15 protein-coding genes are annotated in these 19,994 nt (G+C 53.4%); 4 read left to right on the forward strand and 11 right to left on the reverse strand.

Annotated features, from left to right (window positions below):
• Positions 1–3: 3 nt before the first annotated feature.
• The 5 genes from ACVDHE_RS04500 to ACVDHE_RS04520 form a co-directional block, all read right to left on the reverse strand.
• Entirely contained in the window at positions 4–774 is a 771-nt protein-coding gene (locus tag ACVDHE_RS04500; protein ID WP_458885746.1) for an enoyl-CoA hydratase/isomerase family protein, read from the reverse strand.
• A 36-nt stretch (positions 775–810) separates the two neighbouring features.
• The gene (locus ACVDHE_RS04505; protein WP_458885747.1) at positions 811–2,007 is read right to left on the reverse strand and encodes a CaiB/BaiF CoA transferase family protein; all 1,197 of its coding nucleotides are present in this window, start codon (positions 2,005–2,007) and stop codon (positions 811–813) included.
• A gap of 15 nt (positions 2,008–2,022) precedes the next feature.
• Entirely contained in the window at positions 2,023–3,300 is a 1,278-nt protein-coding gene (locus tag ACVDHE_RS04510; RefSeq protein WP_458885748.1) for a TRAP transporter large permease, read from the reverse strand.
• Positions 3,301–3,885: a TRAP transporter small permease gene (locus ACVDHE_RS04515; RefSeq protein WP_458885749.1), complete on the reverse strand. Its 585-nt coding sequence runs from the start codon at positions 3,883–3,885 to the stop codon at positions 3,301–3,303.
• Positions 3,886–3,983: 98 nt separating this feature from the next.
• On the reverse strand, positions 3,984–5,051 hold the full coding sequence (locus ACVDHE_RS04520) for a TRAP transporter substrate-binding protein (protein ID WP_458885750.1): 1,068 nt from the start codon (positions 5,049–5,051) through the stop codon (positions 3,984–3,986).
• A 457-nt stretch (positions 5,052–5,508) separates the two neighbouring features.
• Here ACVDHE_RS04520 and ACVDHE_RS04525 point away from each other — a divergent pair, with 457 nt between their 5' ends.
• Positions 5,509–8,811, forward strand: a complete 3,303-nt coding sequence (locus tag ACVDHE_RS04525; RefSeq protein WP_458885751.1) for a BTAD domain-containing putative transcriptional regulator — start codon at positions 5,509–5,511, stop codon at positions 8,809–8,811.
• Between the two features lie 588 nt (positions 8,812–9,399).
• Here the strand turns inward: ACVDHE_RS04525 and ACVDHE_RS04530 are convergent.
• From ACVDHE_RS04530 to ACVDHE_RS04555, 6 genes are all read right to left on the reverse strand, one after another.
• Positions 9,400–10,818 (reverse strand): M20/M25/M40 family metallo-hydrolase, encoded by a 1,419-nt coding sequence (locus tag ACVDHE_RS04530; RefSeq protein WP_458885752.1) that lies wholly within the window; start codon positions 10,816–10,818, stop codon positions 9,400–9,402.
• An 87-nt stretch (positions 10,819–10,905) separates the two neighbouring features.
• Positions 10,906–12,372, reverse strand: a complete 1,467-nt coding sequence (locus ACVDHE_RS04535) for a sodium/proline symporter (protein ID WP_458885753.1) — start codon at positions 12,370–12,372, stop codon at positions 10,906–10,908.
• Between the two features lie 266 nt (positions 12,373–12,638).
• The gene (locus ACVDHE_RS04540; protein ID WP_458885754.1) at positions 12,639–13,274 is read right to left on the reverse strand and encodes a cysteine hydrolase family protein; all 636 of its coding nucleotides are present in this window, start codon (positions 13,272–13,274) and stop codon (positions 12,639–12,641) included.
• A 131-nt stretch (positions 13,275–13,405) separates the two neighbouring features.
• Positions 13,406–14,227 carry an AraC family transcriptional regulator gene (locus tag ACVDHE_RS04545; protein ID WP_458885755.1) on the reverse strand — a complete coding sequence of 274 codons (822 nt, stop codon included), beginning with the start codon at positions 14,225–14,227 and terminating at the stop codon, positions 13,406–13,408.
• Positions 14,228–15,437: 1,210 nt separating this feature from the next.
• Positions 15,438–15,854, reverse strand: a complete 417-nt coding sequence (locus ACVDHE_RS04550) for a hypothetical protein (RefSeq protein ID WP_458885756.1) — start codon at positions 15,852–15,854, stop codon at positions 15,438–15,440.
• 264 nt (positions 15,855–16,118) lie between these two features.
• Positions 16,119–16,790 (reverse strand): Crp/Fnr family transcriptional regulator, encoded by a 672-nt coding sequence (locus ACVDHE_RS04555; protein WP_458885757.1) that lies wholly within the window; start codon positions 16,788–16,790, stop codon positions 16,119–16,121.
• A gap of 163 nt (positions 16,791–16,953) precedes the next feature.
• On the opposite strand from ACVDHE_RS04555, the gene ACVDHE_RS04560 reads away from it, so the two are divergent.
• From ACVDHE_RS04560 to ACVDHE_RS04570, 3 genes are all read left to right on the forward strand, one after another.
• Positions 16,954–18,006, forward strand: coding sequence for a DctP family TRAP transporter solute-binding subunit (locus ACVDHE_RS04560; RefSeq protein WP_458885758.1), 1,053 nt, complete (start codon positions 16,954–16,956; stop codon positions 18,004–18,006).
• A 164-nt stretch (positions 18,007–18,170) separates the two neighbouring features.
• Complete coding sequence (locus tag ACVDHE_RS04565; protein ID WP_458885759.1) at positions 18,171–18,662, forward strand: TRAP transporter small permease; 492 nt, start codon at positions 18,171–18,173, stop codon at positions 18,660–18,662.
• On the forward strand, positions 18,659–19,933 hold the full coding sequence (locus ACVDHE_RS04570) for a TRAP transporter large permease (protein ID WP_458885760.1): 1,275 nt from the start codon (positions 18,659–18,661) through the stop codon (positions 19,931–19,933). The genes ACVDHE_RS04565 and ACVDHE_RS04570 overlap by 4 nt, the downstream gene beginning before the upstream one ends.
• The last annotated feature ends 61 nt before the right edge of the window (positions 19,934–19,994 follow it).

Genomic DNA, 19,994 nt, shown 5'->3' on the forward strand with positions numbered 1-19,994 from the left:
TCATTAGCGGTTTTCAAATTTAGGCTTTCTCTTTTCGATAAAGGCCGCCATACCCTCCTTCTGGTCATAGGAGCTAAACAGAGACGACCAGATCTCCGCTTCGCGGTCGATAGCGCTCACATAGTCCGTGTCCCGGATACCGTTTTCAATGGATTCCTTTGCGGCTCTGAGCGCCACCGCACTACGGGTTTTCAGTTTTTCGGCCCACTTAGTCGCAACCGCCCTCAGCTCCTCGGGCGCAACCGCCACATTGACTAGGCCAATCCGTTCTGCTTCCTCACCGGAGACGATCCGACTCATGAAAATCATCTCCTTCGCCTTTGCCTCTCCGATCAGCCGGGGCAGGCGGACAGTCCCGCCGGCACCAGGGATAATACCCAGATTCAGCTCCGTCAGGCCCAAGGTGGCATCTCTGCTGGCAATACGCAAATCACAGGTCAGTGCCAGCTCCAGGCCGCCACCAAAGGCGTATCCCTCGATAACAGCAACGGAGGGGATCCCCAGCGCCTCAATCTTGTTGTACGTATCGGAGAACACGAAGGCTCTGGCCCCCTCCGGATCGCAGACGGCCATGGCCTTGATGTCCGCGCCGGCCGCGAAGTTCTTCTCGCTGCAAAACACGAGCACGCGAATGGACGGGTCCCTCTTAATCTGCTCCAGCATGGCATCCATTTCATCGATCAGGTCTTTGGAGAGTGCATTCAGCGCCTCCGGGCGATTGACGCTGATGGTCGCAATGCCGTTCTCCACCGTCATTTTGATTTTATCGCTCATATTTGCCTCCTCTATTCCTGCTTTTCATATGTGATCTCAAATCACTCCATCGGCGCTGAGCGCCTCCAGCTCAGCCTGCTCCAGACCCAGCATCTCATGATAAACCCGGATGTTGTCCTCTCCCAGGGCGGGCGCGATCTTGCGTACGCCCGTAGGCGTATCGGACAATTTCAGATGGCTGCCGGTAATCTGCATATCTCCCAATACGGGATGCTGTATATGAGGGAACATCCCTCGTGCGCCCGCGATGTGCGGGTCGGCAACCACCTTGTCGATCGTATTAATTGGCCCCGCGGGAATCCCAGCGGCCAGGAGCAGGTCCACCGCTTCCTCCGGCGTCTTATTGGCCAACCAGCCCTCCAGCACCTCCTGTAGCTGGTCGTTGTTGGCCATGCGGGCCTCATTGCTCACAAACCGCTCATCCTCCGCCAGCTCCGGCCGGCCGATCATCTGACACAGCTCCCCAAAGAGCTTGTCGTTGCCGCAGGCGATGATGATATCGCCGCCCCTGCACGCATAGGAGGCGAACGGCGCCAGCACGCCGTCCCGGTTCCCGGTCAGCCCGGGGACCACGCCGGTGGAGAGATAGATGTGGTTGATCGTACTCAGAGCGGTTACGCCGGAGTCCACCAGCGCGATATCCACATGCTGACCGACGCCGCTTTTGATCGCGCGGCTGTATGCCGCCAGGACGCCCACCGCCAAACTCATGCCGCTGAGGATGTCGCACAGCGCCGTGTTTACGCGGGTGGGCTTTCCTCCCGGCCAGCCGGTGACGCTCATGATGCCGCTCATTGCCTGCCCGAGAATATCATACCCTGCGCGGCTGGCATAGGGACCGGTCTGGCCAAAGCCCGAGATCGACCCCAGAACCATGCGGGGATTGACGCGCTTGAGTTCCGCATAACCGAAGCCCAGACGGTCCAGCACGCCGGGGCGGAAATTTTCCACGATAATATCCGCCTTTTTCACCAGTTCCCACAGGATCTCCTTGCCTCTGGTGGATTTCATGTTCAACGTAACGCTCTCTTTGTTGCGGTTAAGCATGATGAAATAGGGACTTTCTCCCTGAATCAGCGGGCCGAATTTTCTGGTGTCGTCTCCTACGCCCGGCAGCTCCACCTTAATGACGCGAGCACCCATATCCGCCATCAGCATGGTAGCATAGGGGCCGGAAACAACTCTGGATAAATCCAGTACCACAACGCCGCTCAGCGCAATATTGTTGTCCATTACAGCACCTTCTCTCTACCAATAAAGGACCAGGTCCACGACGCAGGTGCTCAGCTGCGGCACGAAGATCACCAGCAGACACGCCACCAGCAGCACAGCAATAAAGGGCAGCGCCCCCTTGACCACAGTCTCGATTTTTTCCTTGAACGTTCCGGTCAGTGCGAACAGGATTACGCCGAAGGGCGGCGAGACCTGCGCCACCATGGTCATAACGATGGTCATGATCATGAAGTGCAGCGTGTTGATGCCCAGGACCTGGGTGACCGGGTAGAAGATCGGTACCGTCAGGTACAGAATGGGGATCACATCGATGAACATGCCGAAGATCAGGTACACAATGGCGCAGCCCACCATAAAGACAGTCGGCGTCAGGTGCATGTCCACGACGAACTGGCTGATGCTCTGCGGAACCTTCATGTAGGTAATGGCAGAGGAGAAGGCCGCGACTGCACCCAGGATCAGATAGATCTGGGAGGTCGTCTTGCAGGCGTCCTTGGTGGCCTGGATAAATGCCTTGAACGTAAACTTGTCACGATAGAAGATCGGGCAGACAATCACGCAATACAAAATGGATAAGGCGGCAGACTCCGTGGCGGTAAAGATGCCCGTGTAGATCGAGCCCATCACCACAATGGGCATTCCCAGAGCGGGAAGGGCATGCTTCAGGGCCCTCCACCTCTGATCCCAAGGATATCTGGGGCGGACTTCACGTGGGGACTTCAGTACCGCGATCACAATCATCATGGCGGCAATCACAATGCCGGGCAGATAACCCGCCGTGAAATACTCCACAACAGAGCCGCTGACCATTCCGGCAAAGATAATCATGTAAATGCTGGGAGGAATCATCAGCCCCAGGGTGCCCGAAACGGCCACCAATCCGTAGGTGAGATTCTTGTTGTAGCCCGCCCGCAGCATCTCAGGCACCGCCATGCTGCCGATGGCCACGGCCGTGGCGATACCCGAGCCGGTGATGGCACCGAAGAAGGCGCAGGCCACTACCACCGCAATCGCCAGTCCGCCGCGGATATGTCCCAAAAACTTTTCGCACATATCAAACAACGCAGTGGCCGGGCCGCACTTGCCCATAATGGCGCCCGACAGCAGAAAGAAGGGCGTGCACAGCAGCGGCCAGCTATCCACCGAGCTGAAAAAGCCCTGAGGCATAACGGTTCCAGGGATATTCAACATTCCCACCGTGCCAACCAATCCTGCAAGGCCCAGAGCGGTCATGATGGGGGCTCCGATGATGGCCAAAACCGCAAAAATTCCAAAAACGATAAAAGCCGACACTTATTTCCCCTCCTCCGAATCCTGAGTATCCACGTGCTTGATTTCGTTGGAATCGAGGATATCCTCGATCTCCGCCGTCAGCGATTCATCCACGGCATCCTCCTGTCTGAACAACAGGATCTCGCGAACGATCAAGGCAACGCAGAAAATAGTGGCGAAGAAGAAGCCCACAGGAATGATCATCGTGGGCATCCACTGCTCAAACTTTGAGGAAAACGTCAAAATATGCGTCTCATGGAGCGAGGCTACATAGATGATGCTGTTGTAAAACGTGAATGACACCAGTCCCAAAGTAGCAAGCTCACCAAGGATCCTGACGATTTTGCGGCCGCCTCCCTTCAGCTTCAATAGCACCAGGTCCATATTGATATGTCCGCCTGTCCACAGCAACGGGCCGCACAGCAGGATCACAACGCCGATGTGCAGATAGCGAGAAATCTCCTCCGCCCACTGGAAAGAGACGTGGAAGATATACCGCAGAAACACCGTGGCATTGACGAATGCGGCACAAACGATCAGCAAAACGCAACCGATCATCAGGAGGACATTGCTCAGGCCATTGAAAAACCCCAAAAACTTTTTCAAAATATCCCCGCCTTTCTGAAAGCACGCGGGCACAAAGCCGTACCCGCGTGCCAACTTAAATCTCGAATCGCCAGCGTACCGGCAGCGCCCCAGGCGCGTCAGCCAGTGTAAGTCCCGTCAGTGATGCTGTTTGCCAGCTCGATCAGCTGCGCGCCGTTGGGGATCTGCTCTTCATAGGCGTCCCACACGGTTCTGGCCATCTCGGCGGCCTTGTTGTACTCCTCCTCGCTCAGTTCGGTGATCTCAATGCCCATCTCACCCGCAATCGCCTCGTACGACTCATCCAGCAGGGGCGTGATATACTCGATGGAGTGATCCAGAAGCTCTCCGCCCACCTCGTCCATCAGCTGCTGCAGATCCGCAGGCAGACTGTCATAGAAAGATTTGGAGACATTGATGGGGTCCACCGCCGTATAGTCGAAGGGGATGATGGTGTAATAGCTGACAGGAGACTTGACCTGATAGACATAGACCGGGTTCATCAGCTGGCCATCCACGGTGCCCTGCATCAGAGCGGTAGGCAGCTCGGCCGCGGAGATCGCAATGGCGCTGAAGCCATAGGTGTCCGCGGTGACTTCGGAGAACCGTCCGCCGGTGGAGCGGATCTTCATGCCCTTGAGATCGTCCAAAGTCTGGATGGGCTTTTTAATGGTGCTGATCTCACGGGCACCGTCCAGGTAGGCCGGATAGGAGATAATGCCCTTGGCCTCCACGGCACCGGCAATCAGCTCGTCATATTCCGGCGTTTTGCAGAACGCGGCGAGATTTTCAAGAGATTCATAGGAGTCACCAAACAGGAACGGCATCTCGAAGATGCAGAAGCTCTCGTCAAAGCTCGCCATCAGAGCGGAATTGCACGTATTTGCCTGGATACGGCCGTCCAGCATGGCGGCAAATTCCTGATCCGGCGGCATGAGCTGGGATGAGGGGAACTCCTCCACCTGGATTCGCCCGTTGGACCGGGTCTCCAGCTGCTCCTCCCACCACACGACCATATCGTGGAAGGCGGTGGTGGTCGCATACTGGTGAGAAAGTGTGATCGTATAGACCTCTTCCTCCGTCGTCTGGGAGCCTTGCTCCTGAGCGTCGTCCCCAGAAGTCCCCCCGCAGGCGGCCATTGATATCAGTAGCATAAAAGCTGCGATCAGGGCCAAAACTCTTTTCATGTTGTTCCACTCCTTTTTTTGTTTGATATGGCCCCATTCTATCCGTGGCCTCTTGCAGCTGTTTATAGAATTATTATTTTTCTCTTAGTTTTCTTTGTTTTTTCTTAGTTTTCTTTTGAATCCCGCAAAAAAATAGCGCGCAGCTTTTGGCTATATCGACCAAAAACTGCGCGCTATTTTTTTATTTTTTATAAATTGTGCTCTTTATTGCGGTTCAAAACCGGCTTTTTGGGGCGCAAACGCGCAAACAAGCGCATTTTTCTGGCATTAGCAAAAACGTTCCTAGGCTTGGCGGACCGTTACTCCGGTTTTTATCTAGTATTTTTTTCTTCTTGCACACAGTTTTTACAAAATGATATAATTTTACCAAGATTTTAATCTTAAAATTATGAATGACGCCGCATTTTTTTGCAATGTGTTTATTGTTTGGATGAGATCAATTAAGGAGGCGGCAAACGTGCGCAACGTTTGGCACATGAACATTATCGGATCGCAGACAGACGCCGAAAGTTATCTGGAATATACCTGTCTGGAGGAATCTCTGCAGGCAAACCTGGCCTATTGTCCATTGGTCTTTAACGTACAAACAGGCTGCAATCAGCGCAAAGCGATTGAAAACCAGCTCTTTTCCCGGGGCGAATACTATTATTTTATGGATGTCTCCGCACTTTCTAGCCATCCCTCCCAGTCTCATCAAAGAGAGTTCATCGAAAACATGACCTCCTTTTTTGCGGAAAATGGGATCTTTATTCAGCGCCCCGCGGGGATTGATTCCAGTGAAGCAGAGGTCTGGAATCTATTTTTGCGCCAATGCATGAAAATTGACAGAGCTCCCAACATATATGTTATCCTGGAAGGATTCTCTACAAAGAACCCCTTATTTAATGATTTTTTATGGAAATTTATTCAACTTTGTGCCCGATGGCTGCATTTTATCCTATTGATGGCTCAGCCACTTTCCGCTGACGACCAGGCGCTGCCGCTTTTCCGGCAAGCTACCTGCATCACCTTTCAGAATTTTTTGCTGTCTACCAAAAAGGCAAAAAACTATCTGAAACGTTTTGGATTTGAAATCAGTGACCACGTCCTGAATACCATCTGGTCGGCGACTGCGGGCTGGGCACTGCCCTCGGACCTGCTGTGGCAGAAAGCTAAGCGGGATCCCAGTATCTTGGACGACATTCAAAAAAGGCCCCTGAATTCCATTCTGTACCTTCCCGAACTGTATAATTTCTTTCAAAGCTCTCTTATTGAACAGATGAGCGAAGAGGAAATCGACGTGCTGCTGAAAAGCTCTGTGGACAACCATCTGAGCGAAGAATCCTGCGCCTATTTGGGAATCACGGAAAATCCGTCTTTGATTGCAGGGGTCGTGGAGAAATGCCCATACATTACATGCATCAATGTCTTTGAAAAGATTTATTCGGTCAACCCTGTTGCACAGTCCTTTCTCTACCACACGGCGACGCAGAAATTCGGCGAACAAGCCATGCTCGCTCTCCACACGAAGGCTGCCGAATACTACAAGGGCAAAGGTGACTGGAAGCGCGTGTTGTCCCACAACATCCTCCAGGGGAAAATCAGGGAGGCCGCGTACGCGTTTCGCTTTTTGGCATTTGAGGTGATCAGCAGCTATCTGAACGAAGGATATAAGGAACTTGTCCGCCGGGCGCAGCTCTCCACGCTGGAGAACGATCCCTGGGTCCAGTTCGCCTATGCCATCACGATCAAATACCAGTATCCCGACATCTCTCTGCAATATTTTGACAAGGCACTCTGCGGTTTTTTTGAAAACAACGACGTTGATGGAGCGGTCCTTGCGTTCTGCCAAAAGGTATGTCTGGGGTTTTTTTCGGAATCCCATAAAACGATTGTTTTGAATCAGGAGATGCTTACGCGCTTTCAAACAAAGGCGGGCACCCGCATGTGTGACGATGTGGTCCTGGATAATTACCGAAAAATATTTCTTGCATATGCGCATATACAGTTGGGGGAAAACATTGAAAGCGCTTCCCAATGGCTGAATGAGGCAGCCCAGGCAGGCGTTATTCTGCAGGATTGCAACCTGCGCCTGTGGACCGACTTCGTCCGCATTCTCCACTACGCAAACCGCCCGGACTCCCAGCAGCTCAAATTTTATGTGTCGCAGGCCCTTGAGCTGGCCGAGATGGAAACGGAAAACATCCACCCGGAACTGAAGATGTATCTTTATCAGACGGTGGCGTTTGTGTTTTTCATTAAAAGTGGCCTCTATGAAAAAGCACGGGCCTATTGCGAGGAGGCCCGTATCCTGGCGCATAATATTGGTGCCTCCAGCTATGTCGTCTATATCAACCTCATCTATACATATGCACTGGACTGCCTGCGGGAATTTGAACTTGCCGAGCAGATTATTCCGGAGACCGAGAATACGGCCCGCAATATCCTCAACGTAAAAAACGAGCATCTGTGGGCGTACTATATGATCGGGCAGGCCTATCACTACTATCTGAAGGGAGATGACTGGCAGGCGGCCTTTTATGCGGCCGACAACGCCATCAGCCTCAGCCGGCGAAGCAAGCGCAACTCCTATCTCGCCCGCGCTCTTCTTGTGATGAGCAGCATCCAGACGGAGCACGGGGACCTGCGCCGGGCCATGGAATGTATTGAGGAATGCATCGCTATCACGGCATCGAAAAAGTACTTTTTTTATCAGGTTTCCGCACTGTATCAACAGGCAGTAATCCATGATAGGTCGGGAAATCACGCCCTTGCTGCCTCTGAGCTTCGTCATGTACTGGAACAGGCAAGAAAAGCGGACATCTTTCATTTCAATTTTACAGCCCCCTGGGATCTGCCTCGGGAGATTGAGGCCATTGATCCCAGCCTGGGCATGACTGCTTATGTGCGGGATCTGTGCGCGAGAAATTCCAGCATGCAGGAGCGGTCCTCCTTTATAAGCGCGCAGAGCAGCAAAAAGAGCTGCTATTTTCGCCTGTTCGGCAGTTTTCACTGCTATCGGGGCGAGACAGATTTGACGATGTTCGTCCCGCAGAAATCCAGGAGCCTGCTGGAAATGCTGGCGGTATCGTCCGAGCCTATCGGCATTGCCAGAGTCATCGAAGCCTTCTGGCCGCATCAAAGCCAGAAGCAGGCCATGAACAGCTTCTATTTTGCACCCCATCAGATCCGAAAAGGACTGGAAAACAAGGATTTCATCCGATATGAACAAAAGCGGTGCTGGCTGGATAAGGACTTTTTCTCCACGGATGTGCAGGAGTTTTTCCTTTTGGAGAAAAGGGGGGAGGACGCCAAGGCACAGGGGGACCTGGAAAGCTGCCTAGCCTTTTACGAAAAAGCCTCCGAGCTATACCGCGGGCCATTTCTGGAGGAGGAATATCTGGAAGACTTCCTGGAATCGGAGAAGCACACCATTGAGCGGCGGGCCTATCTTTTTTTCCTTCGCTACGGTTCACTCCTGCTTCAAAGCGGGAATGCCAGAAAATGCCTGGAGGTTTTACAGAAGGTCCTGCGGAATGAGTTTTCCCAGGAAGAGGTCTACCGGATGCTGATGACGGCATACTACATCCTGGGAAACCGCAGCGAGGCCTTACGGATCTATCAGGAGCTGGAACGCAAGCTCATTCAAGAAATAGACGTGACTCCCCATTTCATCACCCGCCAGATTTACGAATCCATCAAATCCGGCGAAAGCCCGTCCATCGTTCTAAAGCATTTGGAAGAAGGTCCATCTGAGAGCTCCGGCTCCTTCTTTGCCTAACCGGGCAGCAACCGTATCCTGCGGCGGTGCAGGGAGACGTTTCTGGCCCCACGGCAATTCAAATTGCCAGGCCGCAGCGATCCGCACCCTGATTATCCAAAACGGCGACTCCTGCGCCAACAGTCAGAACGGTTCCATGGACAGCCAGAGATCTCTCGGTCAGACAAGAAACCACTGCAAAACACACCGCGGGTTTTTATCACAGCCAATACGTCTGACGTGTTTGAATGCAATGCGAGCCAGGAGATAGGAACTGTTCCTGTCTCCAGCAATTCCGCGTAAGGCCTCCGGGGGCAAAACGCTCAACCTTATCCGTTATCGAAAATGTAGGAATAACATGGGCCCTTCGCTCTTTTTACATTCATTCGAGGATCGATTCAGAGAACAGCAGCGCCGGGAGCACGCTTCGGGCGCTGTGTGATCTTCCGCTCCGCCCTTGCCGGCAGCACAGAAAAACGGCAGGCACACGGAAAAATACCGTGTGCCTGCCGTTTCATTTTTTGTTGGTTACATTGGCAAATCTGCTTCGCATCTGCCGCCCATGGTGTACCTACCGGACCCCGGGACCGCCCCCAGATCTCAGATGGCTTATTTGGCCAGTTCGTTCAGGAAGGCCACTGTGTATTTTTCATAGAGATTCAGGCCTTCGACCGTGATGTACTCGTTAGCGGCGTGGAGACGCCCCATGCGACCCACTCCAGCGGAGATCACCGGCAGATTCAGCGGCGCGGAATTGAAAGCAAACAGCGGCACGCAGGCATAGTACCGTGGCCAGAAAATGGAGTCGTAGCCCAGAACCTTACCCGCCCGGGCCGCAGCATCCACGCAGGGATCGCTATGGGGCGTCCGGGAAGGACCGTACTTGCCCAGAACCTCCATCCGGATCTCCGGGAAGCCGTTCTTGATAAGATGCCGGCGAATCTTCTGCTCAATATCGTCGGGTTTCATTTCGGAAACCAGACGCACATGCATCTTGGCGGTGGCCTTGCGGGGCAGATTGGTCTGAATCCGCGGGCCGGTGTAGCCACCGACGAAGCCGTCCACATTCAGCAGGGAGCCCATAATGTAGGTCTCCAGCCACTCGATGCCGGGCTTGCCGTTTTTGAATTTATCGATGCCGTTGGTACGCTTGGTGGCCTCCTCATTGAAGGTAGCCTTCACCTCATCCAGCAGGGCTTGCTCCTCAGCGGTAAAGGGCTTGTAGTCGTCGTAAAATCCGTCGATCAAGACATGGCCTTCTGTATCCTTCATGCTGGCCACCGCTTTGATCAGACGCAGAAGCGGCTCATCAATCCAAGCCGCCTCTGGTGCAAACAGCGATTGCACCTTGGGACCGCCCCATTCACCGCCCTCACAGATCAGTTCGAAAGACACTAGGCCCTTGCCGCCGCCGTAGAGCACCTGTCTTCCCCGATCGTCAATGGCAGGGTTTCCGTACCAGACGGCACAGACATCTTTCAGCTGGTCATAGTAGCGCTCGCAGAACGCCTTCATGTGGACGCTGCCCACTTCTTCCTCGCCCTCCACGACAAGGTAAATGTTGATGGGCACATCGCCCTCCACGGCCAGCATGGATTCCACCGCACGGATGAAACCCATGGTGGGGCCCTTCTGATTCCTGGCACCCCGGGCAACAATGCAGTCGCCGTATTCCTTGGGCAGCCCGGTATACTCGGCGGGTACAATGTCGGCGGAAAAAGGTTCCACTTTCCATTCCGGCTCATCGACGGGCATCACATCATAGAGGGAATAAAATACCATGGTCTTTGCGTTGGGGTTCTTAGACATGATCTTGCCGAACACAATGGGATATCCCTCATCAAATTGGGCCAATTCCGCAGTGCCGCCGATCTCGCGGATATAGCTGCAAAGCAGTTCTGCGCACTCGTCCACATGATCGTTATGCCCCTCGCAAAGGGAGATACTCTCCTTGCGGAGATATTCCTGAAGTTTCGCAATGTGCTCTTGGAAGTGATCGTCAATATGCTGGAATACCTGCTCGACCATACTATTATAACCTCCAAATCATATATTCCTTGCGTTTTTTGCTTTTGTGGGAAATATTCCGGCCATACCTCGCAGACAGAACCGGAATCACATATATGTCGCCACTTCCTCCTTGGTGGGAAAGCAGTCCTTGATGACCTCTTCCGGCGGCGGTGCCGTACAGAGTGAGACCACAATGTTGACCGCGAAGTTCACGATATAACCCAGCACGAGGCCGTGAATGCCCGGGTGGTTCAGCAGATACCAAAGCATGGCAATACCAAAGCCGCTGGCCATACCAGCGATGGCTCCTTTACCGTTGGACCGCTTCCAGTACAGACCCAGGATCATGGGCGCCGCAAAAGTGGCGGTGATGCCGCCCCAAGCGAATGCCGAAACCCACATGATGGCTCCGGGAGGATTCAGCGCGATGACCAGGCCCACGACCGTCACGATGATTGTGACCAGATTGCAAAGATGCAGCATCTTCTTGGATTCAAGCTTGATGTTCAGCGTCTTGTCCACTACATCATGCACGCACACACCGCTTAGCAGCAGGATCAGCGAGTCGATGGAGGACATTGCAGCACCAAGAATAGCAGCCAGCAGGACACCTGCCAGCAGCGGGGGCAGCACGTTGATGGCCATAGTGGAAAGCGCCGCGTCATTGTTGGCCAGCTCGGGGATGGCAATAATGGAATACAGGCCGCTGAGCTTGCCAAAGAAGTGGAAGCCAATATTGGCCACTGCCACCATGACGATAGACTTGCGCAGTGTGCTGAGTTTCTTGGCAGAGAAGAAGCGGCAGAAAGACGGCACATAGCCGAAGTGACCGACCGCGAAGATGAAGATCCACAGCCAAATATTTTTGGAACTGGTAGCGCCAGTGGCGGTGACAAACTCGGGATTTTGTGTGGCGATCTGCAAATTCAGGCTGGCCAGACTGCCATACTTCACCAGGCAGCCAATAAACACAGACAAGCCGCCGATGATCATAATAACGCCCTGGACCAGATCGGTCCACGCTACGGCCAGGAATCCGCCAATAGATACATAGATGCCCGCGCAGATGGCCCCCAGCAAAGCACCCACCCATATGGGGACACCCAGCATAACGTTGAAGATTACACCGGAGGCCTGGAACTGCGCCACCATGGAAGCCGTGATGCATATCAGCAGCACAACGCCCTGGACCAGACGAATAGCCTTAGGGGAAGAAAAGCGGTAAGAAAGCAAGTCGCCGGTGGTAACGACGTTCAGCTTTTTGCCCAGTACGAAGCAGCGCTTGCCCAGCACCAGGTGATTGAGGACCGAGCCCACGCAGCTCATGACCGCCATGTAAAACACGGTATAGCCCATGGTCCGGGTCTGGGCGACCTCGCCCATGTAGGTGCCGGCGCTGATAGCCGTGGCCATATAGGAAAATGCGAGGACCCAGGGGCCTACGCCGGTGTCCTTCGCGGCAAAATAGTCCGCCACGCTACCCGTCTGCTTCTTCTGGAAGAAAAAGCCCATGCCCAAAAGCAGGACGAAGTACAGTGCGGCAACAATTGCGATTGTGGCATTAGAATTCATACTTTAACTCCCTCCTTATCGTTGATCTCAGCACCACACTTCCAGCCAACATTTTCGTGTGACTGCAAAAATGAAGGAGAACATGAGGATGGGATAGCAAAAATAGAGATACGCGCTATCTAGGCACAGGGCAGGAGCCACGTATGTCCGAAACAGTAAAATGACGACGGCGGAAAACACAACCCAGGCCACGGCCCAGGCGGCTCTTTTGGAATTGGAACTCACAATGATCCCTCCTCTTTGGCATTACACAACGTACACGGCGGTCATACCAAGGCTTCCAGAAACTCTTTTGCGGTGGTGACCGTTCCAATCTTCGGGAAAATCCACTTCTCACAGAAATCCTGATCCTCCTGAGTGTCTGTGGCCGTGCAGTCTCCAATGACGATCACGCGATAGCCCTTGTCATAGGCAGATCTGGCGGTGGACTCCACGCACCAGTCTGTGTGGAAGCCCACCACAGCCACACACTCGATCTCATTGGCCCGCAGCAGATAATCCAGCGCGGTGGAATGGAACGCGTCCAGGGTCATCTTCCCCTCCACGACAATGTCGCCTTCGTGAGGCGTTAACTCCTTGATGATCTCCGGACCCGGCGTTCCGCGCAGCCAGGCGCCCTTACCCCAGTCAGCCACCATGTCGATCTCGATGCCGCGAAGGCCGTCATAGGCGGGCCCACCGGGCTTGAGCTCCGGGAAGCCCGGCTTAAACGCGTAGAAGGGGACATAGAAGATCTTTGCCTTTCCCCGGGCGTTGTCCAGCAGATACTGCAGATTGGCAATGACGTTGCGCTCTGCCAGCTGCTCCTTAATGTATTGGTACATAGTGCCGCCGGGCGAGAGAAAATCGTTCTGCGGTTCAATCAACACGATCGCGGTCTTTTCAGCTGGAATTTTTTTCATAATGCTGCCTCCCTTTCTCTTTTGCTGTATGCCGCCTCCCCCTGTAGCGGGAAGGACTTGGTATATGGAAGTATTTTACGATGAAAGGCAGGGGGCAAAGTAATATATTCCCGGAAAATAATCGATCTTTTTCAACCTCTTTCCCGCTTGCGGTATTGCAGCGGCGTGATGTTGTGTTCCTTTTTGAAGGTGCGAATAAATATATTTACATCCGAATAACCGCATCTGGCCGCAATGGATTCCACGGAACAATCACTGCAGATCAGCATCATCCGCGCCCGGGACATCCGGACGAACAGCTGATACTGTTTGAGAGAAAAACCTGTGCTCTTCTTGAAAAATCTCGACAGATAGCTGGGGTCAAAGTGATTCTGCGCCGCCAGTTCGCTCATTTTAATGTTTTCCTCGTAATGTTCCTCAATGTACCGCTGGATCTTGTAAATGCTGGCCTGTTTGCTGGCGCTCTCCAGGGAAAAATTCTGAGGGCAAACCCGATTGCAGTAGTATAGGATCGTCATGAAATAGGACAGCATGAGCTCCAGAGAAAAAGGCGTCGGATTTTTGTACTCATATACCATTTGCGACATGGCAAAGTCTACCGCCGGCGCATAGGGGCCCATTTCAATGCAGTGGGAAAAACGGCTGTTGCGGTTGCGGAAAACCGACAGAATCTTGCCTGCGTAGGGGATTTGATCCATAATCTTGTCGGAAATCCAGACGTAGTATCGTTCATAGGTGCCCTCCAGCGGCCAGAAAGCGTGGGACTCATAGCGGCTGATGATGAACAGAGAGCCCGGCCCGGCGGTGTAGTCCCTGTCCGCGACCCGCGCATGCACACTGCCCTTTCTGAGAAAAGCGATCTCAAAGGAGTCGTGTACTTCGTTCTGCCTGTTCGTCACAGCATCGGAGTATACGCAGCGATAGAAGGTATCTGAGAGTCGGTCCATGTTCATCTCACCCTTTCCTTTGGGAAAATCTGCATAATTATTCAAACCCGGCTTGTCATCCAGCCCTATTGTTTTCACTTACGATATCAAAAATTCCTTTTGTAAAATAGACTCTTTCCGTTTTTATTTATACTATATACGCACTTTCCCCACCTGCGGTCCACATTCTCCCTCTGCGCCTGCCGTCCATCGGTTGCGGGTGGCAGGTGGGTATCTGGTTCTTTCGATTCGTCCTTTGGCCGCAGAATTCTGCATTCAAATAGGGGGGATTATCAGGTCCGTTCACTTTTAGGAGAAAACTTTTCAAAAGAAGTCGCACCTATCAATTGAGGGCGGCGCCGCTATTTATGAACAAGTTTGCTGCCCCCATAGGCTCCATACACCATTAGAAAACATCACAGTCATTTGTGTAGAAGCAAAAAATACGGAACTTTGTAGTATCTGTACTCAGGAGATCTCTATTTTATCTTTCTTTTTCTTTCATCCTCTACAGAGCCTTAAAACCGTCTCATTCACACTCTCAAGGGTCTGTAGGACCGTAACTTCCCCTCAAAGAGAAACCACAAGCCACTCGCTGTTTGTTGTCTCCTTCGTATCCCTGGATGCTACCCATCCCGCCAAGGTTCTGCACAGTTCTTTACAGCCAGCTGCAGCTGTCCCCAACTCCTTAGCCCTGGCTCTCTACATACTTCTTCTGGCTCACTTTTCTTCTTTACTGTGGCGCAAACTTTGATGGTCCTGCCCCTCAAGACTCTGACCCAGAATATCGAAAGTAGCCGTGGAGCAGAAAGGATCGCCCTTCGGGTTTTTGGCGATTTCAGGCCCAAAAAGGAGCGGAAAGCACTGGGGCGCAGCGGTTTGACAAATGGGACGCATCTCATAACCTGGAGATTGGAGGTCCAAGCCCTCCTCTCGCAGCAATAAAACCACCGCTTTTTGTCGAAAAGCAGTGGTTTTGTTTTGTATTCTGCAACTTTTTTTGAGCAGCTCCCACTTTGCAGGCACAGGGATAACCGAGATTTTGACCTATACAGGACACGGGCGCGGTTTTCCCGCGCCCGTGTCTCTTACTTTTTCTGGTTTTCAGATGGCGCCAGAACCTGCCCCATGGTGTCTGACGCTCGCCTCCGGGCCTGGGTGGTCACATGGGCGTAGGTATCCAGCATGAACCCGGCGGAGTAATGACCCAGCAACTTACCTCGCCGAAGCCCGGTAGTCAAGTCCAGATACTACAGCTCGAGGACGCCGCTCTCCCGAGCCTCCCGCCGGAAGGTAGGCGGCCGCTCCGCTTCCATCTCTGTCCTTCCTGTCTTGAATAGAGCACGCTGCCGGTCGGGTCTTTTGCGATGAGCTTCTGCTCCATAGTCAGCCGCATGGCCGACTCAAGAATCTGATGGATGTTCCGTACGGTTTTCGCACTCAATCCTTTTGGTCGGGTCTTGGCTCCAAGACGCCTCACACCCCCTTTTGCCAGCAGCTTTTTGCAGAACTTCTGTAACTCCAGAGAAGGCAATTTGTTCAGCGGCATACTGCCCGGGTTTTCCTTAGTGCGGTTCCTGATGTAGCCCCGGCAGGTCTGGTAGGGCAAAGGCTGTACCTTGATCTTTGCGTAGTCCTCATACAGCTCATCCATCCACCGCCCCACCGTATCCCCCGTTCTGGCTGCGGCCAAACTCTGGGCCTCCCGATGGCGGCCTGCAATTTTCACTAGGCCTCCGTCTGGTTTCTGCCCAGGATGTTCCTGCAGATGGCTCCGCCGGATTCCGGATCGCGTCCGGCGGTGTGCCGGCCTTCTTCCGGCCATCCTTTTGCATTTGCAGAATCCAAAATTTCTTACGGACATTTTCAGCAGCACAGCCGTCCTTCCCTGCTGGTGCACAAGCCTGCGGCGCAGTGCTCAAAAGCGTTGTTCCTGGCTCCGGGAAAAAGATCCAATGGAATTGAAAATCTCAGATAACTGGGAGGGCGAGAGGATCTTAATATGTCGATAGCCCAAGGAAATGATCTTTTCCTTGGCAAATCCGTTCAAAATGCGATTGGCAGAAATGCGGTTGATACCGGTTATAGCGGCTATCTGCTCGTGCGTGTAAGGGATAACAGGACCAGACCGTTTGTAATAAGCATAGAGAAGATAGGCCACTCGTTTGCCGCTCTCCCTAAAATGAGAACAAAGAATATACTCATGAAGCAGGATAATGCGGCTGAGCATATGGGAAAACATATTTTGAAAAGCCGGCATATCCGGCTTTATAAACTGAAAAAATTTTTCCGAGGAAAGCGCGTAAAAGCTGACAGGAGTGATTGCCTGCGCATCCTGGATAATCACGGAGTTTGGAATCAGCGATTCCAAATATATGATATTGTTTTCCGACACATAAAACAGGGTGATATCCTCCCCGTCATAGCCTGTGCAAAAAGCTCTAACGGTTCCCTGCGTGATATACCAAAGCTCATTGGCAGGGCTTCCGCGTTCCAGCAAATATGAGTTTTTTTCCAGGAATCGTTTGGATCCATATGACAGGAAAATGTTTTTAAAAAAGAGGCTGTTATTCTCCGGCGGCGCTCCCATACGGTTCTTCTCCTTTCGTTTTTACTTGATTATAAATAGTATTTTTGTGTAGTTTTGAATAAAATTATACAAATCAAAACAAAAAAACGTGATAAATTAGACAAGAAATCGGCAGTGCAGCTTTTGCAATCGCCTGAAAACACACCATGAACGGAGGATACTTATGAAAAAGCTCTTAGCAATGATGTTGGCTTGCATCACAGCGCTTTCGCTCACTGCTTGCGGCGGCAATTCCAACGATGCCGGAAGCGCCGGAGACTCCGGGAACGCCTCGGCCAGCGGGGAAGTCATTACGCTGAAGGCCGGCATGAGCGGCAACGAAACCTCTCCTACGTATATCGCGCTTTCTGAGTTTAAGCGGCTGGTGGAGGAGCGCACCGATGGGCGGTATGTCATCGAAATCTACACCAACGACCAGCTCTCCTCCGGCGACCAGATGAAAGCCGTTGAGATGGGCATGAACAATACCATCGACATCGAAATGCACGCCGGCTCTCTGTGGGGGACCTATGTCCCTCAGATGCAGGTCGTCAGCACGCCCTTCCTCTTCTCCAGCTATGAGGACGCCGACAAGCTGGTCCTGGACCCTGAGAGCGAAGGCTATCAGCTGATCGAAGGCTGGCTGGCCGAAAAGGGCGTCCACACCCTGGGCATCCTGGAGCAGGGCTTCCGGCAGCTGTCCAACTCCAAGAAGGAGGTCGTGACCCCCGAGGATATCAAGGGCATGAAGTTCCGCGTGCCTCAGACCGCCATCCTGATCGATGCATTTGACGCGATGGGCGCCAGCGCCTCCCCCATGAGCTTCTCCGAGGTGTATACCGCTCTGCAGCAGGGCACCATTGACGGCCAGGAGAATCCGCTCAGCGCCATGGTGACCGGCAAGTTCGAGGAAGTGCAGAAATACGTCACGATGTGGAATTACTCCTACGATATCTTTGTGCTCAACGCCAGCGGAAAGGTTTGGGACAGCCTGAGCGACGAGGACAAGGCGATCTTTGACGAGTGCGGCAAGGAGGCCTGCGCGGCTGAGGTGGTCGCCTCCCGCGAAGCCGACGGCGGCTTCAGAAAGACCGTTGAGGACGCCGGCGTACAGATCACGGATCTGACTGCCGAGCAGCAGGCGGCCTTTAAGGAGGCCTGCGCGCCCGTGTACGAAAAATATAAGGATGTCATTGGCGAAGATGTCTACGCCGCCTTTGGCTACGAGTTTAGCTGATAATCTCGGCGTTCTTGGACGGAATGTTCCATCAGCTTTTTCAAGAACTCTTATGATCTGAGCCAAATCTTGATGGGGCTGTTGCGAATGTAAGATTTGCAGCAGCCCCATTTCCAAACACATCCAAATAAATGTGCAGAGAAAAGAAAAAGGAGGAGATGTGTGTGAAACAACACGGTCCGAAGTACTTATGGGATCACTTTGAGGAAACAATCGCCGCGATCATCATTTTGATCATGGCCATCATCAATTTCATGAACGTTGTGGGCAGATTCGCCCTGAAACATTCTCTGGCCTGGGCAGACGAACTGACCCTGCTCCTGTTCCTGTGGGCCACCATGATGGGCGCCGCCATTGCCTTCAAGCGGGGGAGCCATTTCAACATGGGCCTGCTCTCGGAGTCCGGCGGAAAAACGCGGCACATCATACTGGCCACGGCGGTCCTGATCTTTAATGTCCTGTTCAGCGTGCTGGTCATGGTCACCGGTGTGAAGATGATGCTCAACCAGATTTCCTTCAACGGCATTCTGCCCACGCTCCACATTCCCCAGGCGATCCAGGGAGCAGCCGTCCCCGTCGGTGCATTTTTTATGATCGTTCGCTCTGTTGAGGGCTTTTTGGAAACTCTGAAGAAAGAGAGGCAGAGTGAAGTATGAGTGGAATTTTGCTGTTCGGCTCTTTTGCCGTGCTGCTGGTGCTGGGTGTGCCCATCTGCGTTTCCCTGGGCCTTTCTTCCGTTGTGGGGCTGCTGGCCAGCGGCTTTGATCTGGGCATGCTCCCGGACACGATCTATGCCTCCGTGTGCAAGTATGCTCTTTTGGCGGTGCCCTTCTTTGTCCTGGCCGGCGCCATCATGGAGTATGCCGGCATTTCTGAAAAGCTGATCCGCTTCGCGGATACCTGTGTGGGACACCGCAAAAGCGGCCTGATCACGGTGGTCGTGGTGACGTCCTGCTTCTTCGCGGCCATCTCCGGTTCCGGCGCGGCCGCCGTGGCCGCTCTGGGCGGAATCCTGATCCCGGCCATGGCCGACGCCAAGTACGACAAGGGGATGTCCACCGTCCTGGTGAGCGCTTCCGGCGCCATCGGCATCATCATTCCTCCCAGCATCGGCTATGTGGTATACGCCTCCATCGTGAACGTCTCTGTCAGCGACCTGTTCCTGGCTGGCATCATCCCCGGCATTCTGCTGGGCATCTCCTATATCGTGGTGGCGGTGTGGATGTCCCGCGGCAATCACGAGATCATCCACCGGGAGCCCGCCAGCGGCAAGGAGAGATGGGCCGCGTTCAAGGACGCGATCTGGGGCCTGCTGATGCCCGTCATTATTCTGGGCGGCATCTACGGCGGTATCTTCACCCCGACGGAGGCTGCGGCCGTGGCCGTCATTTACGGCCTGATCGTGGGTATTTTCATCTATCGGAAGATCACGATGAAGAACATCCTGACCGTGCTGCGGAGCGCCGCGGTCTCTTCCGCCACGGTCATGTACGTGGTCGCCTGCGCCTCTGTATTCGCCTGGATCCTGACCACCTCTCATGTGGCCACGGACCTGTCCAACGCCATGCTGGCCATCTCCGGCAACAAGGTGGTGCTGCTCCTGCTGGTGAACGTGGTCTTTCTGATCGCCGGCTGCTTCCTGGACGGCAGCTCTGCATATTACATCTTCATGCCCGTGGTGCTCCCCATTTTGCAGGCGCTGAATGTGGATTTGGTGCAGGCGGGCGTGTTCATCACCGTGAACCTGGCCATCGGTCTGGTGACGCCGCCCATCGGCATCAACCTCTATGTGGGCGCGGGCATTGCGGGCGTCAGCGTCTCCAGCCTGGTGAAAAAGGTGGTCCCCTTTGTAATCGGCGGCGCCGTTATTCTGCTGTTGCTTACGTTTATCCCGCAGCTCTCGGTCGGAATTCTGCATCTTTTTTGACTGAGCGCCTCTTTTGCTGAATGATATCCGATCCAATTTTAGACGGAAGAACATTTATGAA

This window comes from Dysosmobacter sp. Phy (genome assembly GCF_054476235.1).